This is a genomic window from Acinetobacter sp. USHLN143, assembly GCF_037145695.1.
In the GTDB taxonomy this organism is placed as follows: Bacteria; Pseudomonadota; Gammaproteobacteria; order Pseudomonadales; family Moraxellaceae; genus Acinetobacter; species Acinetobacter fasciculus.
In genome coordinates, this window is the sequence record NZ_JBBCWZ010000010.1 from 33,247 (window position 1) to 52,599 (window position 19,353).

The 19,353-nt window shown below is 44.2% G+C and carries 12 protein-coding genes and 4 tRNA genes; 11 read left to right on the top strand and 5 right to left on the bottom strand.

Features of this window, described 5'->3' with window-relative positions; translation table 11 throughout:
* The first annotated feature begins 144 nt into the window (after positions 1-144).
* From WFH18_RS04755 to WFH18_RS04800, 10 genes are all read left to right on the top strand, one after another.
* Positions 145-2,670 carry a TonB-dependent receptor plug domain-containing protein gene (locus WFH18_RS04755; RefSeq protein ID WP_121979743.1) on the top strand — a complete coding sequence of 842 codons (2,526 nt, stop codon included), beginning with the start codon at positions 145-147 and terminating at the stop codon, positions 2,668-2,670.
* A gap of 81 nt (positions 2,671-2,751) precedes the next feature.
* Positions 2,752-2,910, top strand: a complete 159-nt coding sequence (locus WFH18_RS04760; RefSeq protein WP_164543053.1) for a hypothetical protein — start codon at positions 2,752-2,754, stop codon at positions 2,908-2,910.
* 177 nt (positions 2,911-3,087) lie between these two features.
* Positions 3,088-3,163: transfer RNA gene (locus tag WFH18_RS04765), tRNA-Glu, on the top strand.
* A gap of 114 nt (positions 3,164-3,277) precedes the next feature.
* Positions 3,278-4,690, top strand: a complete 1,413-nt coding sequence (locus WFH18_RS04770) for an amino acid permease (RefSeq protein ID WP_004646376.1) — start codon at positions 3,278-3,280, stop codon at positions 4,688-4,690.
* Positions 4,691-4,773: 83 nt separating this feature from the next.
* Entirely contained in the window at positions 4,774-5,667 is an 894-nt protein-coding gene (locus WFH18_RS04775; protein ID WP_121979744.1) for an alpha/beta hydrolase, read from the top strand.
* Between the two features lie 245 nt (positions 5,668-5,912).
* On the top strand, positions 5,913-6,824 hold the full coding sequence (locus WFH18_RS04780; RefSeq protein ID WP_121979746.1) for an alpha/beta fold hydrolase: 912 nt from the start codon (positions 5,913-5,915) through the stop codon (positions 6,822-6,824).
* Between the two features lie 131 nt (positions 6,825-6,955).
* Positions 6,956-7,031, top strand: a tRNA-Glu gene (locus tag WFH18_RS04785).
* Positions 7,032-7,055: 24 nt separating this feature from the next.
* Positions 7,056-7,131: transfer RNA gene (locus WFH18_RS04790), tRNA-Glu, on the top strand.
* Positions 7,132-7,177: 46 nt separating this feature from the next.
* A tRNA-Glu gene (locus WFH18_RS04795) sits at positions 7,178-7,253 on the top strand.
* A gap of 307 nt (positions 7,254-7,560) precedes the next feature.
* Positions 7,561-8,982, top strand: coding sequence for an iron-containing redox enzyme family protein (locus WFH18_RS04800; protein ID WP_121979747.1), 1,422 nt, complete (start codon positions 7,561-7,563; stop codon positions 8,980-8,982).
* A gap of 64 nt (positions 8,983-9,046) precedes the next feature.
* Here WFH18_RS04800 and WFH18_RS04805 read toward each other — a convergent pair whose 3' ends face one another.
* From WFH18_RS04805 to WFH18_RS04825, 5 genes are all read right to left on the bottom strand, one after another.
* Complete coding sequence (locus tag WFH18_RS04805; protein WP_005246876.1) at positions 9,047-10,291, bottom strand: NADH:flavin oxidoreductase/NADH oxidase family protein; 1,245 nt, start codon at positions 10,289-10,291, stop codon at positions 9,047-9,049.
* A 130-nt stretch (positions 10,292-10,421) separates the two neighbouring features.
* The gene (locus WFH18_RS04810; protein ID WP_121979748.1) at positions 10,422-11,432 is read right to left on the bottom strand and encodes an ABC transporter permease; all 1,011 of its coding nucleotides are present in this window, start codon (positions 11,430-11,432) and stop codon (positions 10,422-10,424) included.
* Entirely contained in the window at positions 11,432-12,478 is a 1,047-nt protein-coding gene (gene yejB / locus WFH18_RS04815) for a microcin C ABC transporter permease YejB (protein WP_121979749.1), read from the bottom strand. Before yejB ends, WFH18_RS04810 begins: the two co-directional genes overlap by 1 nt.
* A 24-nt stretch (positions 12,479-12,502) precedes the next feature.
* Positions 12,503-14,344, bottom strand: a complete 1,842-nt coding sequence (locus WFH18_RS04820; protein ID WP_121979750.1) for an extracellular solute-binding protein — start codon at positions 14,342-14,344, stop codon at positions 12,503-12,505.
* Between the two features lie 10 nt (positions 14,345-14,354).
* Positions 14,355-17,648: a LysM peptidoglycan-binding domain-containing protein gene (locus WFH18_RS04825; RefSeq protein WP_121979751.1), complete on the bottom strand. Its 3,294-nt coding sequence runs from the start codon at positions 17,646-17,648 to the stop codon at positions 14,355-14,357.
* 207 nt (positions 17,649-17,855) lie between these two features.
* Here WFH18_RS04825 and dnaQ point away from each other — a divergent pair, with 207 nt between their 5' ends.
* Positions 17,856-19,241, top strand: a complete 1,386-nt coding sequence (gene dnaQ, locus WFH18_RS04830; protein ID WP_336754656.1) for a DNA polymerase III subunit epsilon — start codon at positions 17,856-17,858, stop codon at positions 19,239-19,241.
* Positions 19,242-19,353: the final 112 nt, after the last annotated feature.

Genomic DNA, 19,353 nt, shown 5'->3' on the forward strand with positions numbered 1-19,353 from the left:
ATATTTCTTTGATCAGCATCTTAAGCTGCTCAATTCCTACACTTTTATCAATTAATTAATGAAAATAATTCTCATCACTATTGATTACCTACTCTAAGTTAATGATAATCACTTCCATTATCTTTCGCAGATTTAACCCTTCTCATGCGTTTTGCTTATTCCCCACTTTCTATTGCGGTTCTAACAGCTTTATCAACATCTAGTTTTGCAGAAGAATCAAATTATCAAGAATCCATCCTCAAGGAAGCTACGGTTAAGTTCAGCACGATTATTATCGAAGCTCAGCAAGCAAATGAAGTGGGAAAAACAGTTTATTCAAAAGAAGATTTAGAAAAGACGCCGAATAGCTCTAAAAATATTACAGATTTCTTAAAAGTGAATCCGAATGTGCAGTTTAGCCAATCACAGTTAGCAGCAGGCTCACAAGGTGAAATTAAACCTGCCGAAATCTCTATTAATGGCGCACAAACCTTCCAAAACAATTTTATTGTGAACGGTATTTCCAACAACTTACTTATTAATCCAGCAAATTCAAACATAAATACATTTCAAGATATTGGGACTGGCGCACAAGCTATGGCAGTGAACACTGACCTACTTTGTGAGCTTGAAGTATTAGATAGCAACGTGTCTGCCGCTTATGGTCAATTCACAGGTGGTGTTGTAAATGCTAAAACATGTGCACCGCAAACAGAGATAGGTAAAATTCACGGTTCTATCACTTACGATTACACTGAAAGCGATTGGGCTCGCTACAACTCAATTTCACCTTTAGAAGAAAGTAAATTTGAAGAGCCCACAGATGACTACCAAAAGGAATATACCAAACAAGGTCTAAGCACCAATATTTATGGGAAGCTCTCGAATGATTGGGGCTTTAATGCTTATGCTTCTCAAAGAGAGTCCATTATTCCAGTCAAAAGTGGTTTTGAAACACCTAAAACAATTGATCAAGAACGACATATCTCAAATCTTGGTGCAACATTATTTTATACACTAAACGCCTCAACCAAAGCGAAGTTTGGTTTCGATTATGGTTTGCTCGATAGCTTAAGTTATGTGGACAGCAACCGTGATTCGGGAAGTACCACTGAAACTGAAACACTTACATTATTCTCTGAACTCGAACACCAATTCAATCTAGGTACTCTCGTACATAAACTTAATTTCCAAAACTCGGCGACACAACGCATTGCAGATAATAACTACAGTATGCATTGGTACTATGCCGAAGGAAGTAAAGATTGGAATAATACTGATGTTGTTCGAGAGGGTGCCATCATGGGAGAAATAGAACAACATCAAGACGTTCTCTCTTACGACCTACAAGCCAATATAGACCCATTTAAACTTGGTCAATCCCAACACAACATGACTCTAGGTGCGGGTTATAGCCATGCTCATGTTGAGTGGAAACGAGCCGAGGATGTTTTACTCGCGACAAAGACCCATTTAAAAGAACTTGGTAAAGATACTACCTGCCTTCAAAGTGACCTATATTGTGATGATAAACTAACGATAAATGGTTGGAATGGACAATATATCGCTGGTGGCACTCTGTACAAAGCTGGTGATATTCAAGCCCAGCAAGATCGCCTAAATATATTTATTGAAGACAATATTCAATGGAATGATCAAATTTCAACACGCTTTGGTGTTCGTGCTGATTATGACTCTTTAAGTAGTAATATCAATATTGCCCCTCGTAGTCGTTTCTCTTACAAACCCTTTAGTAATGATCAATTGCATTTATCCGCTGGGTGGAATCGCTACTATGGTCAGCAAACGTTAGGTACAGAACTGAATGAAATTCAAAATGATTTGCTCTACAAACTGTCACGTGAAAACCCACATGCACCTTGGGTAGAAACACAAACTACACTATCCAGCGGTACGCGTAGTTCAGCGCTCAATACCCCTTTCAGTGACGAGACTGTTTTAGGCCTGAATACACAAATCCAGAATTGGGATCTAGGGCTAAAATGGGTCAATCGTAAATATCAGGATGAAATATCAAAAACTAAAGTTACTCCTTTAGAGGGTTCAAAATTCTTCTACGAATATAACAATGATGGAAGTGGCAAAGCTGACATCTACACCTTAATACTTAAAAATCGTCAACCGATCGCTCTGGGGGATAGCCAACATTTATTTGCCTTGGGATTTGACTACAGTGAAGTCTTCCGCACTTATGTAGATTACACTTCAGCCTATGATCAAGCCATTCAAGATGAATGGGTCTCTTATGATGGTCAAATTATCCGTTGGTCAGACCGCCCTGCCCCAAACTTTAACCAACCATGGACCGCACGAGTAAACTGGGATATTGCATTCGATACACTGCCTGTACGTATTTCAAACTTCTTTAGCTATAAAGACAGTTACGATGATATGGTTGCAGTCTCCGATAAAAATGACAAAGTCGAATATGAAGGTGAACTGCTTGACACCTATTTAGCCTCTGAAATTAAACCCAAATTTACATGGGATATGCGCACCACCTATGACTGGGAAATTTCAAAAGATTTACATGCAATTTTTGGTTTAACCATTAACAACGTAACCAACCGCGTGAATACCTATACAACAGGCTCGACCTCAAATGATAGACCACGTGTGATGACTGAAATCGGCCGCCAATTTATTGCGGATGTTACTTTTAAATTCTAGAGCCTGAATAGGTACATGCTGCTGCTCTTTTTAATTTGCTTAGGCTATAATTAATGCGATTTCATATTGTGCCTTTGTGTCATGTTAAAAAAGATCTTACTGGTTTTACTGATTTTAGCCCCATCCGCGCTATATCTCTATATCGTCAACCGTGATGACAATAAAACTGCGGACACTGAGGCAGTGACAACGCCTGCTGAAAATCCCCAGCCTGAGCAATATCAAACTCCAGATCACTAAGTTTTAGTGATCTTTTCAAATATTTATTTTTTATAGTCCTGAAATCTGTTCAGAAAATAACATCTCAATAAAATAAAGTTTTTGTTTTGCCTAATGTTTAAACTGTTAAATGAATTTTAGCAAAAACCCTTTTGACAAACCCCGACTTAATCCTTAATATACGCATCACCTCGCAACGTCCCTATCGTCTAGAGGCCTAGGACATCGCCCTTTCACGGCGGTAACCGGGGTTCGAATCCCCGTAGGGACGCCATCTATTGATCTCATACGATCAGACCTTATTCGAAATTACCATTATTCGATTGCAGATTTGTAGTTTTTCACTACAATAGCTCGCTTCATTCCTTTGAAGTATTTCTTATTTCCTATGCACTCATCTCCGAATGATGCTACGCATCAGGGCAATTCTGCGCCTTTAAAACGCGCTATGAGTACTCGACATCTGGTCATGATTTCGCTTGGTGGCGCAATCGGAACAGGCCTATTCTTAGGGTCGGGTGAAGTCATTGCACAAACGGGGCCTGTAGGTGCCATTCTCGCTTATCTCCTGGGCGGTATTATCGCGTACATGGTAATGCTATGTTTGGGCGAACTTGCCGTTCATATGCCAGAATCTGGTTCATTTGGTGCTTATGCCAAACGTTATATTGGACCAGGCACAGGCTATACCATCACCTGGTTATACTGGCTGACGTGGTCGGTCACTCTCGGAACTGAATTTACTGCAGCGGCCTTGCTGATGCAGGAATGGTTCCCGGATATTTCCATGTGGTTATGGACCATTATCTTTGGTGTATTCGTATTTAGTCTCAATATGATTTCGACCCGCTGGTTTGCCGAATCCGAATTCTGGCTGGCACTGGTAAAAGTGGTCACGGTTGTTGCTTTTATTCTTTTAGGTCTATTGGCCATCTTTGGTGTTCTGGGCTATCAAGGCTATGAAGCTGCGCCTTTATTTACCAATCTAACTGCACAAGGCTGGTTCCCTGAAGGTCTATTCCCGATTTTTGCTACGATGCTGATTGTGAACTTTGCCTTCTCTGGTACCGAGCTGATTGGTGTGGCTGCCGGTGAAACTGAAGATCCTGCGAAAAATGTTCCTAAAGCAATTAATACTGCGATTTTCCGCTTATTAATTTTCTTTGTAGGTACCATTATCGTGGTAACAGCCTTACTTCCGCATCAGGAAGCAGGCTTAGCTGCTGAAGGCGTGAGTAGCAGTCCATTCGTAACAGTATTCCAGCACATTGGTATCCCATATGCTGAAGACATCATCCGCTTTGTAATTATCACTGCATTGTTGTCTGCCGCCAACTCGGGCTTATTTGCTGCTTCTCGTATGATGTGGTCATTGTCATACAGCAAACAGTTGCCTGCCGTATTCTCAAGACTGAATGCTCGCGGTGTACCGTATATTGCAGTCATGGTGACTATGCTAGGTGCATTGCCAGGTTTATTGTCTGAACAGTTTGCGCCAGAGACGATCTTTACCAACTTGCTGGGCGTTGCAGCGTTTACCATGGTGGTGGTCTGGATGAGTATTTGCTTAAGCCAGTTCAACTTCCGTCGTCAGTGGTATAAACAGGGTCACACGGCCAAAGAACTGGGCTTTGCTGCACCATTGTTCCCGATTGTGCCAATCCTGGGCTTTGTTTTCTGTTTTATTACCTGTGTCAGTATGGTCTTTGATCCATCAATGCGCATCAGCTTCGTAGGGTGTTTGCTATTTATTGCAGCGTGTTATGCAAGTTATTATGCCTTTTATCACAACAAGTCTTAAGCATCAGTTTTAAAAGAGCGGCTCCAGCCGCTCTTTTTTTTATCTATACTATAACCATAGTGGGCAGCCTTAAGGGTGCGTCGATGAAAATTGTGTTTATTCACGGCATGAACAAGCAACAGTATACGGCTACTTCATTACGTCAACATTGGCTGCATCTCCTCAAAACAGGCCTCCAGAGAAACCCACAACAGCAAGCCCGTTTTACTTATTTAAAACGGCATATCCGTATCCCTTTTTATGGCGATTTACTTTCTCGGCATCATTTTCATAACGTATTGAATGCCAGCACACTGATGCCGCAACAGTGGCCGCATTTCCCTTTTTTACATCCCGCACAGCTGCAACCAGCACCGCCACCAGATCAGTGCACCTATCAAATTTGTGACGTCCCGCAGTTAAATCTTGATGATGCCCTGAATTTCAATCAGAAACTGAAGTTCATCACAGCATTAAGCAAAGATATTGCCTTGCGGGATTTTGCGGTACTCATCAATTATTTTCCCAGCTTACACGCCAGCTTTTTGCATAAGTTTTTGCTGGAAACTTATCTTTATTTGGCCAACCCGCATTTTATGCAGGAAGTTCACCACCGCATTCATGATCAACTCTATAGCAGCAGGCCACAGATCCTAGTGGCACATTCGCTTGGCAGCGTGATTGCCTATAATTATTTGACTCAGCATCCGGAGCTGAATATCAAGCGTTTTATTACTCTTGGATCACCGTTGGCATTTAAGGTCATCCAGACTCATCTGCCGCAACCAATTGTACGACCTGCTGCAATTTCAGGCGACTGGATAAATTTCTATTGTAGCGATGATTTTCTGACCGCTTTTCCATTATCAGAACCACCCTTCCAGTTTCAGCCGGCGATTATTAATCAGGAGATTCATACCTCCATCTATCATCCGCATGATATTGATGGTTATATTCAGCATCCGGACGTCATTAAAGCGCTCCTGGAATTACTATAAGACTCACACCAAACTCTAAATTCAACTTTTACCGTTCCATTCATATTCTTTTTCTATTCAATAAAATCTTTCATCCAGACCTACCAATTTACTGCTTTTTCTGCCTTTTTTATAAATATACAGATGTCTGTTAATGATTGTTTTATCAAAGATAATTTACACATTAACGCCACAAAAAGTGCAGCTTGGCTTGCCGCAATTTTCTCTATACTGTGACTATATAGATCGACCTCCGTGAGGTATCGATGAAAGTTATTTTTATTCATGGAATGAACCAGCAACATCATAGTGCTGCATCGATTCGCCAGCGCTGGCTGCATATACTTCAAAAAGGCATTCGCAAACACCGTCATGATGCCAGATTCAGTTATTTACGACGTCACATTCACATTCCATTTTATGGAGACTTACTTTCACACTATAACGTTCGCAACATCCTGAATGCTGGCACCTTAATGCCCCAGCAATGGCCCAGCTTTCGTTTCCGTCAACCTGTCCATCCTCAGCTTCCTGCACCCGTTCCACGTCCTGGCTGGCGCAAGCCCGTGATTTCCGATCTTCCCCAGCTTCATTTGAATGACACGATGGATTTTAAACAGAAATTCAAATTTATTACCACGCTAAGCAAAAATGTTGCACTGCGAGACTTTGTATTATTGCTGAATTATTTTCCCAGTCTGCATCGGAGCCTGCTTCAGAAATTTCTGATTGAAACCTATCTGTATCTCGACAATCCTGCTTTCATGAAGGAAGTTCATGAGCGGATTGCCCGGCAATTGAATGGTCGCAAACCTTGTATTGTGATTGCTCATTCTCTGGGCAGTGTGATTGCCTATAATTATCTTATTCAGCATCCTGAACTGAACGTACAGCGTTTTATTACTTTAGGATCGCCATTAGCCTTTCAGGTGATCCAGTCACATTTACCGCAACCCATTGTACGACCTGCAGCAATTACAGGCGACTGGATAAATTTTTATTCAACTGATGATTTTCTTACCGCCTTTCCTCTTACACAACCGCCATTTCAGTTTCAACCCGCAATTATTAACCACGGCATTCGTACCCATATTCACCGCCCGCATGATATTACCGGCTATTTACTCCATCCGCAGGTAGTAGAAGCAATTCTGGAATTACTTAAAAATCCAGCTTAAACCATGTAATTTTCCAGTATTTTCTCTAGATTGTTTTAAATTTATGCACTCAACCCAGAAAATCATTTTTTTTATGGAAATGCGTTTGACACCCCCCTGTTTTCACCCTATTATACGCCCACCTCTGAAACGTCCCTATCGTCTAGAGGCCTAGGACATCGCCCTTTCACGGCGGTAACCGGGGTTCGAATCCCCGTAGGGACGCCAATTTTCAGAAGTACATTTTATTAAGTCCCTATCGTCTAGAGGCCTAGGACATCGCCCTTTCACGGCGGTAACCGGGGTTCGAATCCCCGTAGGGACGCCATTACTTCAAGCTAAAAGTAGCGGTTTTAAAATTTATCTTCTGTACTGTCCCTATCGTCTAGAGGCCTAGGACATCGCCCTTTCACGGCGGTAACCGGGGTTCGAATCCCCGTAGGGACGCCATATTCGAGATAGCAACATCTCAACAAAAAGCCCGAGCATTGCGACTCGGGCTTTTTTTATCTTGCAAATTTTATTTCTCGAATCTTTAAACTCAGTTTTTATCATTTGTTCAAATTCCTCCCTCACTCTTTCGGCTGCCATCCCATTCTTAATTTTACAATTTGTATTGTTTTAACATTTCTATGCATAGAAATATCCGTTCATTTTCATTTAAAGCAATACACCAATAAATTAGAACAAAAATTCAACACCCTGCTTTTAGAGGGCACGTTAAGGTAAATCAAGAGAAATCTGCAAGGATCAGATTATGTTCGTCAGCACAGAGCTAAGTTTACCTTTATCGCCAAATAAAAATCATAATTATCAAATTAAAAGCTTTAAGGATTGGGTCAACTTTTTTCAAGATACTGAAATTTCGACATATACCAAAACCGAAAAAGCCGAATCTTATTTGAGCGATCTGATTAAAAATTTAAATATTGATACTCTCGGATGGTTGGATCAGCCTGTACAGGTTGAACAGCATCTTTTAGAACAACATCATCAGGTTTGTGCGACTTTCCAGACCTATGTCAATCGCCGGAAACAGCAGCAGCCCCGGGAATATTTTCCGACGGTTTCTCAGGCTTTCGAATTCCTGGCGAAAGTTGCACCGGTTAAACTGGTCGATGGTGCTTGGTTGTATTCAACCGTGCCAAACTGTAATCAGCCCGAGTTGAAAGATTTGATTTACATCTATCTCGAAGAGCTTGGTTTAGGGCATCCGCGTGCCAACCATGTCACCATGTATCAGGACCTGTTGAGTCATTATGAGCTGAACAGTTATGCCGAGCATTTAGATGATAGTTACTACGAACAGGCTGCCGTACAGTTGGCACTGGCTTATGCCCCGGCCAAGTATCTACCTTTGGTCATTGGCTTTAATCTCGGTTATGAACAGTTACCACTGCATTTGTTAATCACCAATTATGAACTGGCTGAACTGGGTATCGATCCGCATTATTTTAATGTGCACATTACTATTGATAATGCTCACAATGGTCATGCGCAGAAATCCCTGCAAGCATTTATCCAGCATTTTAATCATGCAGAAAACCCAGAAACTTATCTGGAACTGATTAAAAAAGGCTATGTCCTGAATGACCTTGGTAGAAGTTCTTCCCAAATCATCAAGGAACTGGATATTGGGCAGATGGCTTTAAAAGTTTTCCAGAATAAAGCGCTGATTGGTCAATATATTCATAATCAGAAATGTCAGTTTAGTGGCAAGACCATCAATGATTGGTTATCCGATCCTGCCCAGATTAGCGAATTTTTGCAGGTGATGATTGAAAAAGGCTGGATCGTGAAAGATGCGCCAGTAGAACAAAGTCGCTTCTGGAAAATGATCGATCATCCGGAAGGTAAAATGTTTGGGGTCTTTAATGCGACCGAAAAACAGATTATTAAAGACTGGATTCAGGGTGCAGGCTTGGCAACTCGCCTGTCCTCACGTAGTGCAACCCCTTCACAGGCAAAAATTGAACCTGCAATGAGCCGTATGGACCAGCAGCGCTTGAATCAGTTAAAAAGTCGCTTCATGCGCTGTGAAGGTGCGGAACAGAAAATTGATTTACTGATTCCTTATACTGCACCGCATATGCATCATACTGAAATTGGTTTATGGGCGACTCGTCAGTTAAGCCAGTTATTATTTCCTTTTCAGACCCAGGCGATGCATTATTCCTAAAGCACCCCTAAGTGCCAGAAATTAAAAAACCGGACATTTGCAGTGTCCGGTTTTTTAATAAAGATTAAGCCGATTTTCGCGAGTTTAATTGTCCCTTGATCACCGCTTTGACATTGCCTTTCAGATACTGCAAAAAGACCTTTAGTGGTGACAGCTTTGGATTAGGCTGCTTGCCTTTGGCAATTTCTTTAAACTGCGCGGCATACCAGATGATTTCCATAATCGCCATTTTGTCGACCATTGGAATACCGGTTTTAATTTTCTCAACCACATAACGTACATCATGCCCTGCAACCAGACGATTGCCCAAGTCAGGTTCTACCGCAAAGGGACGTGCAATCCCGACAAAATCACAAGCACCACTGTCAAGCGCGGCATTCATGCCTTCAACAGTTCGGAATCCACCAGTGACCATGATATGGCACTTCACTTCCTGACGGATTTTTTCGGCAAAATCGAGGAAATAGGCTTCACGGGCAATGGTCGAGGCCTTGCGCTTGTCTGCTTTCACGCCGGCCATCGCAGGTGCTTCATAGCTACCACCTGACACTTCAATGATATCAATGCCTGCAGTGTCCATCGCCTTAAAGACATAAATGACATCTTCTTCGCTAATACCGCCACGCTGGAAATCAGCTGAATTCAGCTTGACTGAAATAATAAAATTTTCCGAAGTCGCAGCACGAACAGCCTGATAGGTTTGCAGCAAGAAACGGGTACGATTCTCAATACTACCACCCCATTGATCCTGACGCTTATTGGTCAGCGGTGACAGAAACTGGCTAATCAGATAACCATGTGCCCCATGCAACTGCACCCCCTCAAATCCTGCTTGTTCACAGATAGCAGCCGAAGTGGCAAAGCGCTGGATAATATCCAGGATTTCATCTTCACGCAATTCCCGTGGGGTTCCAAAGCTCATGGCCAAAGCCGGACTAAATGGGACTGCGGACGGTGCAACCGTTTCTTTATTCAGACCTTTGGGACACTGGCGGCCCGGATGTGACAACTGGACCAGTTGTACCATATCATGTTGTTTGCCTACGTCAGCCCAGACTTTGAGCTGCGCCAGATCACGTTCTGTTTCTACCACTACGACGCCCGGTTCATTCTTGGCACGATAATCCACCATGACATTACCCGTAATAGCACAACCCAAGCCACCTTCGGCCCATGCTTCATACAACTTGAAATGCGCCTGATTGGGTTGGCCGGCATCATTGGCCAGTGCTTCACTCATGGCACCTTTAATGATGCGATTTTTAAAAGTGGTATTACGAATTTGAATGGAATCGGCCAATTGAGTCATGATCTGTCCTGATACGTTACTTTTATTTTGTACCCATTTATAACGTAAGCCAGAACAATTGACAATCAGTCTTGTCAAATTTACACAATTTTTATCTGCTTATTTTCTTATGGTTAAAGATTTTTGTGATTTAGTTTCTTGGATCAAAAGCATCCCGTACCGCTTCTCCCATATAGATCAGCAAACTCAGTACAATCGCCAAACTAAAGAATCCCGACAATGCCAGCCACGGCGCATTTAAGTTGTTTTTGGCCTGAAGCAAGAGTTCCCCGAGGGATGCCGAATCGGGTGGCAGACCATACCCTAAAAAATCCAGCGCTGTCAGTGCAGTAATATTGGCGGTTAGCATAAAAGGTAACTGTGACAGGCTAGAACCTATCACATTGGGGAGAATATGTTTGAACATGATCCGTCCATCCCCGGCCCCAATACTTCTTGCTGCCCAGACGTATTCCAGATTTCTGGCGCGCAAAAACTCAGCGCGCACCATACTCACCAGTGTGGTCCAGCCAAATAACAGCATGATCAGAAATAGCCAGTAAATACTCGGACTAAACAGACTGACCAGTACCATCACCATAAACAGCATCGGCAAACCGCTCCAGACTTCGAGTATGCGTTGCCCGATCAGGTCAATCCATCCACCATAATAACCCTGAATTGCCCCTGCTAAAATTCCCAACGCCGCAGACAATAGCGTCAAAGCAAAACCAAACAGTAATGAAATCCTTAAACCATATAGAATCCGTGCCAGAACGTCACGGCCCTGGTCATCTGTTCCCAGCCAGTTTTGCGCACTCGGGGGCGAAGGCACCGGTTCAGCCAGTTCAAAATTTGGCGTTTGATAGGAAAACGGAATGATGGGCCAGATCGCCCAGCCTTTTTCTGCAATCAGTTGCTGTACAGCCGGATCTTTATATTCTGCTTCTGTCTCAAATACTCCGCCAAATGTGGTTTCCGGATAGGATTTCAGGATGGGCAGATAAAAAGCATGATCATATTTCACCAGCAAGGGTTTATCGTTAGCAATCAGTTCTGCACCCAAGGAAATGATGAAAATAGCACTGAAAATAATGAAGCAGCTAAAGCCCAGCTTATGCTGCTTAAAACGTTGCCAGCGTACTTGCATCAAGGAAGACATTATTGTGATCCTCGACGTGAACTGAAATGAATTCTTGGATCAATCAGTTGATAGAGCAAATCGCTGAGTAAACGCAGTATCAGACCGAGCAAGGTGAAAATAAACAAAGTACCAAAAATCACCGGATAGTCACGCTGGATAATTGCCTCAAACCCTAAAACACCTAACCCATCCAGATTAAAAATAATCTCGATAAACAGGTTGCCCACGAAAAAAACCCCGATCAGAACTTCGGGCAAACCTGCGATGAGCACTAAAATGGCATTCCGGAATACATGCCGATATAGCACTGCATATTCAGTTAAACCTTTTGCTCGTGCAGCCAGGACATATTGCTTGCTCAGCTCTTCAACAAAGGAAAATTTGACCAGATAGGTCAAACTGGCAAATCCGCCGAGCACCATGGCCAACAGCGGCAAGGCCATATGCCAGAAATAATCCTGAATTTTCGCAAAGAATGAGAGTTCAGCAAAATTTTCAGAGCGAATTCCCTGCAAGGGAAACCATTGCAGATAAGACCCGCCAGCAAAAAAGACGATGAGTAAAATGGCAAAAATAAAGGCTGGAATGGCATAGCCTACGGCTAACATTAGAGAGGTGGTCTGATCAAATAGACTGCCATGTTTTCGGGCTTTTCTGATTCCTAAAGGAATGGAAACCAGGTAAATCAGCAAGGTACTCCACAGACCTAAAGAAAGCGATATGGGCAATTTCTCCCAGATGAGCTCAGTCACAGGCTTGTCTTTGAAAAAACTCTGCCCCAGATCAAACTGCGCATAACGCGTTACCATTTCCCAAAAGCGGATATGCAGCGGCTGGTCAAAGCCGTACTGGATATTGATCTTCTCAAGCATCTCCGGTGTGAGGCCTTGCTTTCCCTGATACTGCAATCCGGTATGCGCCAAACTATTAACCTGTTGCGCCTGATAAATCGCCTGCTCCACCGGACCACCGGGTGCCAGCTGGATCACCATGAAATTGATCAGCAAAATGATCAGCAAGGTTGGAATCATCAGCAACAGACGTTTGAGAATATAAGTGCTCATGGCACTCCCTGATAGGCTTGGAGCTTAATGCTGTTTGAAATAATCAGCCACATGTCTGGCCTTTGCCGCATCGACCCACCAGTAATCAATCCCGGCGGAGAGTTTAGGTTTTCGTTGCGGCTGCTGATACATATTCCAGTAAGCATACCAGTATTCGTCTGTACCATAAGTCAGAATATGATAATAGCCTGCACGCAGTAAACGGTCTAATGCTCGGGTACTATTCACCAGCTGTTCACGGTTTTGAGCCTGCGTCACCTGCTGAATGACTCCATCAATGGCCGGATTTCGAATGCCGGCATAATTATAATTACCTGCTTGCGTGGCGGCCTGACTGCCCCAGAACTGTTTCTGCTCCTGCCCCGGTGTCAGGGATTGCGGCATGGTATCGACAATCATATCAAACTGATAATTCCGCAGCCGTTCATAATATTGCGCGGTTTCTACCATACGAATGCTGGCCTGAATGCCCAAGCGTTTTAAATGACGCAGATATGGCATCAGATCGCGCTGCTGTTCCGCCTGATGCAACAGGAACTCAATCTGTACCGGTTGACCCGCAGCATTGACCAACTTCCCCTGTTGATAACGATAGCCTGCCTTTAATAGCAATTGACGGGCTTTTAACAGATTGTTCCGGTTAAAACCGGAGGCATCTGACTGAGGATATTTCCAGTCCTGAAGCACCGCCTGACGTTGAACCGGATCAAGCTGCTTTAAATGGGGTTTTAAAATGTGCAGTTCTTCAACACTTGGCCGCCCATAAGATGCCAGCTCGCTATTGGAAAAAAAACTGTTCAGGCGCTGATATTCACCATAGAACATGGCTTTATTCAGCCATTCAAAATCATAGGCAAAACTCAAGGCTTGGCGGAAACGGATATCGGTAAAAGGCTGACGGCGGGTATTGAATATCAGACTCTGGGTCGGAATCGGGTTGTGATGCTGAAAGCGGTAACGCTGTACCTGTCCTTGCCGAACGGCGGGAAACTGGTAGTCTTTCACCCAGCGGTTGACCTGTTTTTCCTCATGCAAGGTAAATTGGCCCGACTTGAAAGCTTCGAACTTGATTTCAGGACTACGATAATAACGATACTTGATCCGGTCAAAATTATAACGCCCGCGGTTGACCATCAAGTCTTTGCCCCAGTATCGGGGATTGCGTTTGTAGCTAATACTACGTCCAGCATCTATGTGTTCAATGACATAAGGCCCTGAACCCAGCATCGGTTTCAACGTCAATTCTTTAAAATTACGTTTTTGCCATTCCTGTTGAGAATAAATGGGCATTTGCGCAACAATCATCGCCATTTCCGGATTATGTCCGGATTTAAAATGCATTTTGACCTGTAAAGGTGACAGGACTTCCAGCCAGTTTAAATCAGCCAGATACATCTGCAGGCCAAAATTGGACTGGGTCTGAAACAACTCAAAACTGTATTTGACATCTTGCGCAGTCACCGGCTGGCCATTGCTGAACCGTGCTTTGGGATTTAAATGAAAAATAATAAATGCAGTTTTTTTGGGGTCAAAACTGACTTTTTCCGCCAGCAAGGGATAGTACACACCGGGCTCATCTAGTGACTTGGACAGCAAACTGTCAAAAATATAGTTGCCCCCTTCAGTAACATTGCCCTTGCCACTCATGCTGTTCAAATTATCGAAACTGCCATCAGCTGCCAGAATCAGCGTACCGCCTTTCGGTGCTTGCGGATTGGCATAAGGCAGGGATTTGGCCTGGGCATATTTCGGCTGGCTATATAGCGCGATATATGGGGTGGTGATCAGGGCTGCCCAACTGCTACTCACGAGCAGCGGGGCTAGCCATATTAGCCTGAAAGTTTTAAATAAATGCGCGAATCTCATGATCCATTCATTAATTCGGCACTTTAATCACATCACCAATACGCAATTGTGTATTTGGTTTGAGATCATTCATTTCCGCCAGTTCATTGCTGTTCATGCCATAACGTGAAGCCAGACCGATTAAGGTATCACCGCGTTTGACTTTATAATCCGTCACCAGTTTTGGAATCTGAATGGTTTGACTGACACGCAATCCTGCGCGTGGACTCAGATTATTTAACTGAGCCAGGTCGGTCACGCTTATGCCTAAACGGCTGGCAATTGCATTCAGGGATTCACCGGATTTTACCGTATAGGATTCAGTTGCCTTAGAAGCTACAGGCTTAGCTGCCACTTTCACGCCTTCAACTTTTTTATCTGCCGGAAAGTCACCCTCAATTTTTAAACGCTGACCAATACGCACCGTACTATTGGTATTCAGGCCATTTAAATCTGCCAGATATTTCAGTTGTAAATGATACTGACGTGCAATAGAACTTAAGGTTTCACCTGACTTCACCACATGCGAATCCGATTTTGTATTCTTCGTCGCAGTTTCAGCAACCACTTCACGTACCGGTTCAGCAACTTCACCACTGAGTTTCAGGCGCTGTCCCACACGCAAGCCGGCATTACGTGACATGCCATTCAGGCTCGCCACCTGGTCCATTGACAGATTGTATTTTGCGGCAATGCCGGTCAGCGTATCACCCGCTTGAACCGTATAGGTTTCAGGGATCTGACTGCCGGCTGGAATCTTGATGGTCTGACCTATACGTAAACCACTATTGGCAGACAACCCATTCAATGCAGCCAGTTCAGAAACACTCAGCTTGCTTTGACTGGCAATGCTATACAGGGTTTCACCGCGTTTGACCTGATAGTTTTCAGTCGTAGTCTGATCGACTTTGACATTTTCAAACTTCTGCTCAGTTTTCTGGCTAGATGCCGTTAGCCCTTCAACTTCCTGAAGTGGTACATTGATTTTCTGTCCCACCATCAGACTGCTACCGGCAGTCAGACCTGAAGTCAAGGATGCCAGTTCAGCATTTGAAAGCCCATAACGATCGGCAATCAGTTTCAGATACTCACCACGTTTCACTGTATAGGATTTGGTCTGAACCTTGACAGTTTCAGCTTTTTTCGTGTCTTCAACTTTGGCTTTGGACTGCCCTGTATCTTTCAATGACAGCTTTTGCCCAACAAACAGACCGCTATTACTATTCAGTCCATTAAAATCAGCCAGTTGTTTCACGCTAAAACCAAACTGGGTCGCTACGCTAGTCAGAGAGTCATTGGCCTGAACGACATAAGTTTCCGGCTTTTCTTTGGCTTTGCTGGCTTCCTGTACCGGTTTGGCATCATACAGATAAATGGTGGTGCCCACATACAGCGGAGAATTTGGATCAATCTGGTTCCATTTCGCTACATCACGCCAGTTCACGCCATTTTTGGCCGCAATCATTGCCAGATTATCACCTGGTAATACCTTATAGGTACTGCGTTTGCCTTTTGGAGCGACCACCACCACTTCAGAATCCGTCTTGACGTAATTTTTGCCCTGATTTAGCTTGGCTTCAACCGAGTTCGCAGTGGTATTGTCAGCAACTTCTTTTGGATAAGAGAAGCCTTTGGTGAGTTCCTTGCCTTGCTGCTCAGCCACAGACAGGCTGGTTTGAATGGCAGTCAGCTTGATTTTGCCGTCATAAGGATCAACAATTTCTGTGCCTGCCGGCGCCAATGCTTTTAGTTCTTCAACCACCTGGGCCTGTTCTGCCGGTGTGGCGACAGGCTGCAGAATTTCATCCACTGTTTTCTGAATATCTTGTGCGATGACCGCCTGCTGAACTTGCTGACGCTCAGCTGCAGAAATCGGTGGTTCGACCTGAATCTGTTTCGCTGGTGCCGCAGGCGTCACAGCTACCGGAATACGCGGCGCACTTGGAATTGGTAAATCACTTTGTGCCGCAAAACTGGCCAAAGCAGATGAGCCTTTAGGCGTCGAAATCTTTTTCGTAGTCTTCGTTACAGTATTGGCCGTTGTCGCGGTACTTACCGCCGCTGTGACGACAGGTGGCGTACTTGCAGCTTTAGCCGGAGTCGTCGTTTTGGCAACGGTCGTTGCAGGCTGATTACTAACAACCGCTGGCGGAGTCTGTTTAGAAGGCGTAATCGTTTTCGTATTTAATTCTGGCGGTGTAGCTCTGGTGGGCACCACTGTCGTCGTATTTCGCGGCAAGCTGTTCGTGTTACTCGCCCATAAACCACCTGAACCGGATAATTTTTTCAGCTTCTCATCCACTGAAGGACTTAAGTCAGCTGGAATCAGAATACGGCGCGGACTTGCAGGATCAATATGATCACCACGATGACCCGGGTTTAATTGATACAGTTCTGCACGGCTTAGACCAGTGATGGCTGCAATTTCATTTAAACTGGCAACGCCCACTGGCACTTCACGGAAATGCGGACGGTTGGCAATCGGTGGCAAGCTCACCCCATAGCTGCCGGGATTTTTAATAATTTGTGCAACCGCCAAGAAACGTGGCACGTAACTCATGGTTTCTTGTGGCAGTTTCAAGGACCAATAATCGGTGGGCAGACCTGCGGCTTTGTTACGGTTAATTGCCTGCTGGATACGGCCTGGGCCGGCATTATAAGAAGCGAGCGCCAATTCCCAGGAACCAAACTGGTTATACAGACTGCCTAAAAATTCATAGGCTGCACGGGTCGATTCCACTACATCACGGCGACCATCGTATAATGAGGTCTGCTTTAAACCATAAATACGGCCGGTACTTGGAATAAATTGCCATAAACCTGCCGCCGCCGCACTACTGGTCGCAGCCGGATCATAAGAACTTTCGATAATCGGTAACAGCGCCAACTCGGTCGGCATACCACGGCGTTCTGCTTCTTTTACCGTGTAATATAAATAACGTGATGCACGCGCACTTAAGCGATCCAGATAAGGCTGACGTGAAATAAACCAGCCACGCTGAGCATCAATCCGCGGATTCCAGACACTTAAGTCCATCTTGAAACCCACGGTCATGCGTTTCCAGACATCACCATGTTTCAGAATCTGTAAACGGTCACCTTCGACTGCACGCATATCCGTTGCAGAAAGTAAATCTTCGAGTCCATCCAGACTGCTGGCATCCAGATATTGTGATCCAACCTGCTTGCTTGATGCTGTTTGGGTCGCACTTTGTGTAGATGAACAGCCCGTCAGTCCTAGAGAAGCAAGCGCAGTTCCCAGTACAGAATATTTTAAAAATGTAGGTAATGTCGGCTGCCACAAAATTGCGGTTGGTTTATACATAAAGAAATCCAAACAACTCGTATATAAATTTATTTTTTAGATATGCCATTGTAGTGAAGCATGTCGAAGACTCAAGCCAATAATTTACCGCGATTTCACGTTAAATGTTACAAGAAATTAAAAAATCCTGGACATATAGATTGATCGACTGCATTTGCGCTATACAATAAGCCTTCCAGCTTGTTCTATTTTGATCGGATTTAATCTATGTCACACACTATCACACTTTATGTTGATGGCGCCTGTCGCGGCAACCCGGGTTTAGGCGGTTGGGGTGCGTACATTGTTAATGGCCAACAAGAACACAAAATCTGTAGCGGTGAAGATCATACTACTAACAACCGTATGGAGCTGACGGCTGCCATTGAAGGGATTCTGTTTTGTGACAAGCAAGACAAACTGGTGATCTATACCGATTCCAAGTATGTCAAACAAGGCATTACCGAATGGATTCATGGCTGGAAAAAGAAAAACTGGAAAGACGTCAAAAATCCTGATCTATGGCAAAAACTTGATGAAGTCTGTCAGGGACGTGACATCGAATGGCACTGGGTCAAAGGCCATGCTGGGCACCCGGGCAATGAAATGGCCGATCAGCTGGCCAATCTGGGCGCTGATGAAACCCTGAAAAAATCCAAGCAAAGCCCTTCAATGTCTGAAGATAAAAAAAAATCTGAACCCGACTGGTTGCTAGACGATCCTTTCGGTCTGGATCTGGCCGAGAGCGAAGAAGAGCTGGAATATCTGCCGGAAGAAATCATCGAAGTGACTGTTGAAGAAGTTGTACAGACTGAAGTATTAGCAACGGACAGCAATGAAGATGCTTCATCTTCAGACACATCTGCCTTGACTGAGCTACATCCGCAAATTGTCATTACACCGGCCAAGTTACAGCTACACGGCCCACGACAACTGATTCTGGATACTGAAACTACCGGTTTTTATTATCAGGATGGTGACCGGATTATTGAAGTCGGCGCGCTGGAAATGATCAACCGCAAACTGACCGGCAGCTCGATTCATATTTATATCAACCCAAAAACACCGGTTGGCGATTCTGTGAATGTCCACGGGATCACCGACGAATTCCTGCAAGACAAACCGCTGTTTGAAGAAATTTCTCAAGTGCTGTTTGACTATTTACACGGCGCGGAAATTATTGCGCATAACGCGACCTTCGATATGAACTTCCTGGATATGGAATTCAAGCGTGCAGGTTTTAAAGCGCTCTCCGAGGTTTGTGAAGTCACCGATACCTTGGCACTGGCCAAGTCCAAGCATCCCGGGCAGAAAAATTCGCTGGATGCCTTAGTGCGCCGTTACGAGATTCCACAACGCGACCGTACCTTCCACGGTGCCTTGCTCGATGCGGAAATCCTGTCCGATGTTTATCTGGCGATGACCGGTGGACAGGTGTCTTTTGATATCGATGCCCTGTCTCAGTCTGAAGACCAGAACAGCCGCTCAGGAATGGCCAGAGTTGAAATTGAATTGCCGGTGATTCTTCCGTCAGAACAGGAATTACAGGAACATGAGAATTGGGTCAAACAATTCGAAGAAAAACATGGAACTGCTTGCCTTTTCGCGAAATAAAATCTACATTTCCGGGGATACTTTAGGTTTAAAACTATCGTTCTTCAGTTATAGTAAATACAAAGAGGCCCCGCAGTTTTAAGCGGGGCTCATATATAGATAATACTCCAGG

Bases quoted from the DNA above. Each gene is read 5' to 3' on its own strand.
- WFH18_RS04755 (WP_121979743.1), top strand. From the start codon at position 145: ATGCGTTTTGCTTATTCCCCACTTTCTATTGCGGTTCTAACAGCTTTA.
- WFH18_RS04760 (WP_164543053.1), top strand. From the start codon at position 2,752: ATGTTAAAAAAGATCTTACTGGTTTTACTGATTTTAGCCCCATCCGCG.
- WFH18_RS04770 (WP_004646376.1), top strand. From the start codon at position 3,278: ATGCACTCATCTCCGAATGATGCTACGCATCAGGGCAATTCTGCGCCT.
- WFH18_RS04775 (WP_121979744.1), top strand. From the start codon at position 4,774: ATGAAAATTGTGTTTATTCACGGCATGAACAAGCAACAGTATACGGCT.
- WFH18_RS04780 (WP_121979746.1), top strand. From the start codon at position 5,913: ATGAAAGTTATTTTTATTCATGGAATGAACCAGCAACATCATAGTGCT.
- WFH18_RS04800 (WP_121979747.1), top strand. From the start codon at position 7,561: ATGTTCGTCAGCACAGAGCTAAGTTTACCTTTATCGCCAAATAAAAAT.
- WFH18_RS04805 (WP_005246876.1), bottom strand. From the start codon at position 10,291: ATGACTCAATTGGCCGATTCCATTCAAATTCGTAATACCACTTTTAAA.
- WFH18_RS04810 (WP_121979748.1), bottom strand. From the start codon at position 11,432: ATGTCTTCCTTGATGCAAGTACGCTGGCAACGTTTTAAGCAGCATAAG.
- yejB (WP_121979749.1), bottom strand. From the start codon at position 12,478: ATGAGCACTTATATTCTCAAACGTCTGTTGCTGATGATTCCAACCTTG.
- WFH18_RS04820 (WP_121979750.1), bottom strand. From the start codon at position 14,344: ATGAGATTCGCGCATTTATTTAAAACTTTCAGGCTAATATGGCTAGCC.
- WFH18_RS04825 (WP_121979751.1), bottom strand. From the start codon at position 17,648: ATGTATAAACCAACCGCAATTTTGTGGCAGCCGACATTACCTACATTT.
- dnaQ (WP_336754656.1), top strand. From the start codon at position 17,856: ATGTCACACACTATCACACTTTATGTTGATGGCGCCTGTCGCGGCAAC.